The sequence below is a fragment of the Arthrobacter sp. A2-55 genome (genome assembly GCF_025548615.1).
GTDB classification, from domain to species: Bacteria; Actinomycetota; Actinomycetes; order Actinomycetales; family Micrococcaceae; genus Specibacter; species Specibacter silviterrae.
The window spans coordinates 93241-99646 of the sequence record NZ_JAJLOZ010000006.1 but is presented as its reverse complement, the minus strand read 5'-3'; the positions used below and the strand labels follow the sequence as shown (position 1 = coordinate 99646).

Genomic DNA, 6406 nt, shown 5'->3' with positions numbered 1-6406 from the left:
AACATCACCACCCCCTTGGGGTGCGGCAAAACAATCAAAGGATGCAGGACGACGTCATCCGCCCCCAAAAACAACTACACCACCCCGCCCAACAGCAGCGGCTCCCCGGCAGCAAACGCCCCCAACCGCTCCCGGACCTCCTCCGGCAACACCAGCTCCGGCTCCCGCCCCTCCAACCCCAGCAGGACCGCCGTCATCGTCCCATGCCCGCGCCCCGTCGCAGCCAGGGACCCATACAAATCCACACTGACCCAGGCCACCCGGGCCAACACGCCCGCAGCAGCCAGCCCGCCCGCAAACGCCGCCGCCGCCCGCATCGGCCCCACCGTATGCGAACTCGACGGACCAATACCCACCGAAAACAAATCAAAAACACCAACAGACATGGCACTAACACCTTTCGGGTTTCCGGTGATGCTGCGGCCGGGAACAACGTCGACGAAAAAAGGGGAAGAGGAAAACAAGGCCCTCCGGGCGCCCCCAGGGGACACCCGGAGGGGGACGCCCGGAGGGCCCAGGCTGTCAGGACAGCGCGGCAACCCCGGGATACAGCGGATGGGCAGCGGCCAGGGCGGCCACCCGCGAGCGCAGGCCCGAGAGGTCGTCGCCGGGTGCAGCGATGAGTGCCTCGGCAATGATGTCCGCGACCTCGGTGAACGCTTCCAGGCCGAAGCCGCGCGTGGCCAGGGCGGGCGTGCCGATGCGCAGGCCGGAGGTGACCATGGGCGGCCGGGGGTCAAACGGCACGGCGTTGCGGTTGACCGTGACGTCAATCGCTGCCAGCCGGTCCTCGGCCTGCTGCCCGTCCAGCTCGCAGTTGCGCAGGTCCACCAGGACCAGGTGGACGTCGGTGCCCCCGGAGATGACGGAGATCCCCTTGGCGGCGACGTCGGGCTGGATGAGGCGCTCGGCCAGGATCCGCGCGCCGGCCAGCACCCGTTCCTGCCGCTCCCTGAACTCGGCCGAGGCGGCGATCTTGAACGCCACGGCCTTGCCGGCAATGACGTGCTCCAGGGGTCCGCCCTGCTGTCCGGGGAACACGGCAGAGTTGATCTTCTTGGCGATCTCGGCGTCGTTGGAAAGGATGATGCCGCCGCGCGGACCGGCCAGGGTCTTGTGCGTGGTGGAAGTGGTGACGTGGGCGTGCGGCACGGGGGACGGGTGCAGCCCGGCCGCGACCAGGCCGGCGAAGTGGGCCATGTCCACCATGAGGTAGGCCCCCACCAGGTCCGCAATGCGGCGGAACTCGGCGAAGTCGAGCTGGCGGGCGTAGGCGGACCAGCCGGCCACGATCAGCGCCGGCCTGTGTTCCAGGGCCAGGCGTTCGACATCGGCCATGTCAACCTGGTGCGTGTCCTCGCGGACCTGATACGGGACCACGTTGTACAGCCGGCCGGAGAAGTTGATGCGCATGCCGTGCGTCAGGTGCCCGCCGTGGGCCAGGTTCAGCCCCATGATGGTGTCGCCGGGCTTGATGAGCGCATGCATCACCGAGGCGTTGGCCTGGGCGCCGGAGTGCGGCTGCACATTCGCATACGCCGCCCCGAACAGGGCCTTGACCCGGTCAATGGCCAGCTGCTCAATGGCGTCCACGTGCTCGCAGCCGCCGTAGTAGCGCCGGCCCGGATACCCTTCGGCGTACTTGTTGGTCAGCACGGATCCTTGGGCCGCCATGACGGCCGCCGCGGTGTGGTTCTCCGAGGCGATCATTTCCAGGCCGTTGCGCTGGCGGGCCAGCTCGGCGTCGATCTGGGCGGCCACTTCCGGATCGAGGGTGGCCAGGGGCGCATCCAGGCTGGGCGAGACCACCTGGGCATAGCCGACGGCGGCGCTCACAGCGTGCCTCCGTTGGCCGCGGCGTATTCCTCAGCTGTCAGCAGCGGGCCCTCGGCGTCAACAGCCACCTTGAACAGCCAGCCTGCCCCGTAGGGGTCGGAGTTGATCACTGCCGGGTCTTCGACGGCGGCGGCATTCACTTCCGTGACCTGGCCGGTGACGGGGGCGTACAAATCGGAGACGGACTTCGTTGACTCGATCTCCCCGCAGGTCTCGCCTGCCGTGACGGTGGCACCCACCTCGGGCAGGTCCACGTACACAATGTCGCCGAGGGCTTCGGTGGCCACGGCGGTGACGCCGACAGTGGAGGGGCCGGCGCCGTCGGAGGCGAGCCACTCATGTTCGGCGGAATACTTCAGTTCAGCAACTACCTTGCTCATCATGATCCTTGTCGTTGGACGTAAATAAACGGGAGTGGGGACTACTTTTGGCGCTTGTAGAACGGCAGGGCGACAACCTCGAAGGGCTCGGCCTTGCCGCGGAGGTCCACGTCCAGCCGGGTGCCCACCGCGGAGTGCTCGACGTCGACATAGGCCAGGGCCACCGGGTAGCCGAGGGTGGGGCTGGGCTGGCCTGAGGTGACCTCGCCAACGGCGGCACCGTCCTTGAGGACCGTGTAGTGCCCGCGGGCGGCCCGGCGGCCCATGCCCTTCAGGCCCACCAGGCGGCGGCCGGAGGTGACGCCGTCGCCGGATTCCTTGATCGCGGCGAGCGCGGCCTTGCCCACAAAGTCGCTTTCCTTGGCCAGGGAGACCACGGGCCCCAGGCCGGCGGCGTAGGCGTGGCCGTCCCGGGAGAGCTCGTTGCCGTACAGCGGCATGCCCGCTTCCAGGCGCAGGGAGTCGCGCGCGGCCAGCCCGGCCGGAATGAGCCCCCGGTCCTTGCCGTTTTCGAGCAGGGCCTGCCAGAGGGCCGGCGCCGCGGCGTTGGGCAGGTAGATCTCAAAGCCGTCCTCGCCGGTGTAGCCGGTCCGGGCCACGAGCAGCTTCCCCGTGGCGCCGTTGACGGTGATGCCCACCTCCGCGGCGGAGTAGTACTTCATCTCCGTCACGAGCTGGTGCTGGTCCTCGGGCACCAGCGACAGGAGGATGGCCTCGGCGTTGGGGCCCTGCACGGCGATCAGGGAGGTTTCGCCGGAGACGTTTTCGACGGCGGCGTCAAAGCCGGCGGACCGCTCTGCCAGGAGGGCGGCCACGGTGGCGGCGTTGCCGGCGTTGGGGACCACCAGGTACCTGTCCGCGCTGCGACGGTAGGAGATCAGGTCGTCAATGATGCCGCCGTCGTCCTTGCAGATCAGGGAGTACTTGGCCTTGCCGACCGCGACGGCGGACAGCTTGCCGGCGAGCGCATAGTCCAGGAACGCTGCGGCGTCGGGGCCGGTGACCCAGACCTCGCCCATGTGGGCGAGGTCGAAGAGGCCGGCGGCGTTGCGGACGGCGTGGTGTTCGGCCAGCTCGGAGGAGTACTTCAGCGGCATCTGCCAACCGCCGAAGTCGGTGAAGGAGGCGCCGGCTTTTTCGTGTTCGCCGTAAAGGGCTGTGTGGTTCTCAGTCATGGGAATTCCTTTGCGGTGCTAGTTGGTGAAGTCTGCTGCGAAGTCTTCGATGGGCGGGCAGGAGCAGACCAGGTTCCGGTCACCCGCTGCGCCGTCGATGCGCCCCACAGGCGGGAAGTACTTGTCCTGGCGCAGGCTGTCCACCGGGAAGGCGCCCTGTTCGCGCGGGTAGCCGCGGTCCCAGTCGGAGGTGATCAGGGAGGCGGCCGTGTGGGGGGCGTTGCGCAGCGGGCTGTCCGCGAGCGTGAACGCGCCGTCGGCCACCTGGTCGATCTCCTGGCGGATGGAGACCATGGCGGTGATGAAGCGGTTGATTTCGCCCAGGTCTTCGGATTCCGTGGGCTCCACCATGAGGGTGCCGGCCACGGGGAAGGACAGGGTGGGTGCGTGGAAGCCGTAGTCGATGAGGCGCTTGGCCACGTCTTCGGCGGTGACGCCGGTTTTGGCCGTCAGCTCGCGCAGGTCCAGGATGCACTCGTGGGCCACCAGCTCCCCGGCCCCGGTGTAGAGGACGGGGAAGTGGGCGTCCAGCTGGGCGGCAATGTAGTTGGCCGCCAGGAGTGCGGACTTCGTAGCTTCGGTCAGGCCCTGCCCGCCCATCAGCTTCACGTAGGCCCAGGAGATGGGCAGCACGCCGGCTGATCCGAAGCGGGACGCGGAAATCGGCAGCATGGAACCCGTGCCGGCCGCGGCGTTGGCGTCGCCGGGCATGAACGGCGCCAGGTGGGCCTTGGCTGCCACGGGACCCACGCCGGGGCCGCCGCCGCCGTGCGGGATGCAGAAGGTCTTGTGCAGGTTCAGGTGGCTGACGTCCCCGCCGAACTTGCCGGGCTGGGCCAGGCCCACCAGGGCGTTGAGGTTGGCGCCGTCAACGTAGACCTGCCCGCCAGCGGCGTGGACCTCCTCGCAGACCTCGCGCACGTCGGCGTCGTAGACACCATGTGTGGACGGGTAGGTGATCATGATGGCCGCCAGCTGGTCCTTGTGGGCCTCGATCTTCGCGGCGAGGTCGGCCCGGTCGATGGCGCCGTCGCCGGCCGTTCCCACCACAACCACCTTCATGCCGGCCAGGACGGCGGAGGCGGCGTTGGTGCCGTGCGCGGACTGCGGGATGAGGCAGATGGTGCGCTGCACGTCTCCCCGGGAGAGGTGGTAGCCGCGGATGGCCAGCAGGCCCGCCAGTTCGCCCTGGGAGCCGGCGTTGGGCTGGAGGGACACCTGGTCGTAGCCGGTGATCTCGCACAGGTCGGCTTCGAGCCCCGCGATGAGTTCACGCCAGCCAACGGTCTGGGAGTCCGGGGCAAAGGGGTGGATGGAGGCGAAGCCGGGCCAGGAAATGGCCTCCATCTCCGCCGTGGCATTGAGCTTCATGGTGCACGAGCCCAGCGGGATCATGGTGCGGTCCAGGGCCAGGTCGCGGTCGCTGAGGCGGCGGATGTAGCGCAGCAGCTGCGTCTCCGAGCGGTGGGTGTTGAAAATCGGGTGGCTCAGGTAGTCCGAGGTGCGCAGGGTGTCCGCGGCGAGGGCGAAGGCCGCCCCGGTGCCGTGGTCGGTGCCGTCGCCTGCGGGTGCGGCGCCAAAGGCTGCGGCCACACGGGCCACGATGTCCGCCGTCGTGGTTTCATCCAGGGAGATTCCGACATGGTCGGCGTCGATGGGGCGCAGGTTGATGCCGTCCCGCTCGGCCAGTTCGACGACGGCGCCCGCGCGCCCGGGCACCCGCACCGTGAGGGTGTCGAAGAAGGAGGTGTGGAGCACCTCGATGCCGGAGGACTGCAGCGCGGCGGCGAGGGTGAGGGCGTGGCCGTGGACGGTTTCGGCAATCGCCTTCAGGCCGGCCGGGCCGTGGTAGACGGCATACATCGAGGCGACGATGGCCAGCAGGGCCTGGGCCGTGCAGATGTTGGAGGTGGCCTTTTCGCGGCGGATGTGCTGCTCGCGGGTTTGCAGGGCCAGCCGGTAGGCCGGGAGGCCGGTGGAGTCGGCGGAGACGCCCACAATGCGCCCGGGCAGGGAGCGTTCCATGCCCTTGCGCACTGCCATGTAGGCCGCGTGGGGGCCGCCGAAGAACAGCGGGACGCCGAAGCGCTGGGCGGTTCCGACGGCGATGTCGGCACCCTGCTCGCCGGGGGCCGTGATGACGGTCAGGGCCAGCAGGTCCGCGGCCACGGTGACCAGGGCGCCGCGTTCCTTGGCTGCCGCAATGACGGGGGCGTGGTTGAAAACGCGGCCCGAAACGCCGGGCTGCTGGAGGACGATGCCGTTGATGTCGCCGTCGGGCAGGCCCAGGGCGAGGTCAGCAACCTCCACCTCGAAGCCCAGCGCCTCGGCGCGCCCGCGGACCACGGCGATGGTCTGCGGCAGCAGGTCCGCGTCCAGCACGGTCTTGGCGTCCGCGGCACCCTTGGCCTTGTTGGCACGGCGCATCAGCAGCACGGCTTCAGCCACGGCGGTTGCCTCATCGAGCAGCGAGGCGTTGGCCACGGGCAGGGCGGTGAGGTCGCTGACCATGGTCTGGAAGTTCAGGAGCGCCTCGAGCCGGCCCTGGGAAATTTCCGGCTGGTAGGGCGTGTAAGCGGTGTACCAGGCCGGGGATTCCAGGATGTTGCGGCGAATCACGGCCGGCGTGACGGTGTCGTAGTAGCCCTGGCCGATGAGCTGGACGGCCGTCTTGTTCTTGGCGGCGAGCCCGCGGAGCTCGGCCAGCACCTCCACCTCGCTGAGCGCGGGCTGGAGCGCCAGTGGCGTGGCCTGGCGGATGGAATCGGGAACGGCGGTGTCCACCAGCGAGTCAACGCTGTCGTAGCCGACGGCCTTGAGCATGTGCGCAATGTCGGCGTCGCGGCGGGCGCCAATGTGCCGGTCGGCGAACACGGTGGGCTGGGACAGAATCGTCATGAGGAACTCCAAGTTACGGCCGCACCAAGGGGCGCGGCATGGGTTGGGTTCCTCCCCGCTCTGTCGTGGACCTGAGAGATTCCGCAGAAAGTATCTTCCGCTTGCACCGTCGGTGAG

At 69.0% G+C, this 6406-nt stretch carries 4 protein-coding genes and 1 pseudogene; all 5 read right to left on the bottom strand.

Going from position 1 to position 6406, the window contains the following annotated elements:
* Positions 1-386, bottom strand: a pseudogene (locus LPN03_RS03500) (serine dehydratase beta chain); the annotation flags it as partial.
* A 136-nt stretch (positions 387-522) separates the two neighbouring features.
* Positions 523-1836, bottom strand: a complete 1314-nt coding sequence (glyA, locus tag LPN03_RS03495; RefSeq protein WP_306987120.1) for a serine hydroxymethyltransferase — start codon at positions 1834-1836, stop codon at positions 523-525.
* Positions 1833-2216 (bottom strand): glycine cleavage system protein GcvH, encoded by a 384-nt coding sequence (gene gcvH, locus LPN03_RS03490; RefSeq protein ID WP_165180938.1) that lies wholly within the window; start codon positions 2214-2216, stop codon positions 1833-1835. The genes glyA and gcvH overlap by 4 nt, the downstream gene beginning before the upstream one ends.
* Positions 2217-2257: 41 nt before the next feature.
* Positions 2258-3391, bottom strand: a complete 1134-nt coding sequence (gcvT, locus tag LPN03_RS03485; RefSeq protein WP_262453147.1) for a glycine cleavage system aminomethyltransferase GcvT — start codon at positions 3389-3391, stop codon at positions 2258-2260.
* An 18-nt stretch (positions 3392-3409) separates the two neighbouring features.
* A complete protein-coding gene (gene gcvP / locus LPN03_RS03480; protein WP_165180940.1) occupies positions 3410-6289 on the bottom strand; it encodes an aminomethyl-transferring glycine dehydrogenase in 2880 nt (959 codons plus the stop codon).
* Positions 6290-6406 lie beyond the last annotated feature (117 nt).

What these genes read in the sequence shown, in the direction of transcription:
- gcvH (WP_165180938.1), bottom strand. Translation starts at nt 2,216, where the DNA reads ATGAGCAAGGTAGTTGCTGAACTGAAGTATTCCGCCGAACATGAGTGG.
- gcvT (WP_262453147.1), bottom strand. Translation starts at nt 3,391, where the DNA reads ATGACTGAGAACCACACAGCCCTTTACGGCGAACACGAAAAAGCCGGC.
- gcvP (WP_165180940.1), bottom strand. Translation starts at nt 6,289, where the DNA reads ATGACGATTCTGTCCCAGCCCACCGTGTTCGCCGACCGGCACATTGGC.